This is a genomic window from Mesorhizobium sp. M2C.T.Ca.TU.002.02.1.1 (assembly GCF_003997225.1).
Genome location: NZ_RZTO01001215.1, coordinates 1 through 1253, shown reverse-complemented (window position 1 = coordinate 1253; position 1253 = coordinate 1). Strand labels below are relative to the sequence as shown.

Annotated in this window: 1 protein-coding gene and 1 pseudogene; one reads left to right on the top strand and one right to left on the bottom strand. The window is 64.2% G+C overall.

What is annotated here, in order from left to right:
* Positions 1-623, bottom strand: a 623-nt coding sequence (locus EOD07_RS34865) for a sugar phosphate isomerase/epimerase (protein ID WP_245470612.1), incomplete at its 3' end; no start/stop codon positions are given.
* Positions 624-932: 309 nt separating this feature from the next.
* On the opposite strand from EOD07_RS34865, the pseudogene EOD07_RS34860 reads away from it, so the two are divergent.
* Positions 933-1253: pseudogene (locus EOD07_RS34860) on the top strand (hypothetical protein); the annotation flags it as partial.

Here is a 1253-nt window from a genome sequence, read left to right as displayed (position 1 = left end):
TAGCTGATGCGGTCCTTGAATTCGCGGATCTGCGCGGCGGGATCGCCGCCGGCGGCCGCCAGATGCGCGGTGTCCGGGCAGAAGTCGATCGCCGTGTGCCTGAAGATCTCACGCACGTCTTCGGGCCCTTCCACAATGGTCGACAGATGCGGGTGGTAGTGTGCGCGCAAGCCCGCCTTGGCCCCGATGTCGATGACCTTGTCGAGCGACGCGCCGAGGCGCTTGAAATCGTCGGCCTGCCAGCCATTGGCGCGCTTGGCGCCGCCGCCGACCACCAGATGCTCGGCCCCTAGTTCGGCTGCCACCGCCGCGGCGCGCTCGATGCGGGCCAGTTCCTCGCCGAGGATATCGTCGAAAATGAAATTGGCGCCTGAATAGCCGGCGACGAGAACGACACCCGACTGGTTCAGGACGGCACGCAAGTCACCGATGCGTCCCTCATAGTCGAGGAGATTGCCGTCGAAGAGCTCCGTTCCGACATAGCCGGCCGCGCCGATATCGCGGATCGCCTGCTCCATATCACCGAAAGTGCGGTAGGTGAGCTGGGTGATCGAGGTGACGCCGACGGCATTGCCGCCAAGCGGACCCCAGCAATTGGCATGATAGGCCAGTTTGACCGGCATCTCGTATCCTCCCATACGGCCGCGACCAGCAAAGGGCGGCGCGATGTTGTTGGCCGGAGGAAAATTCGAACGCCGCCTGATGGCGCCCGTCGCCTTCCAAGCCCATCCACCTCGGCCCTCCTCCGAGCCTCCACCAATACTTATGCGCTCCTTTCGGCGTTCGTCAATTATTAAAATACAAAAGTCGGCTCACTTTTGTTGATAAACGACATAAGTTCCTACTTGATCCGTAAATGGGGTCACGTTACCCATGGCGAAGTGGCCACGGCCGACGGGGCGGCACCGCGGCAGACGAGGCGCGGCAAGGACATGGACGAACGCAGCATCTCAAACGATGAACAGTCAGCCGCGCCACGCCGGGCCGCTGGCCGGCCGCGCGCCAGTGAATCCGCGCATGGCAGCCTGGCCCTGCTGCTCAACCTCGTGCGAAGCGGGGTGGCGACGACCCGCCAGGAACTGGAAATCCAATCGGAAATGGGGCGGGCCGTCGTCACCGACCGCCTCGCCACCCTTCTCAAGCTGGGGCTGATCGAGGAGGGCGAACTGGGTCTCGCCGTCGGCGGGCGCGCGCCCCGTCATGTCCGCTTTCGCCCGCGCATGGGCATCATCCTTGCCGCCGTGCTCGATCAT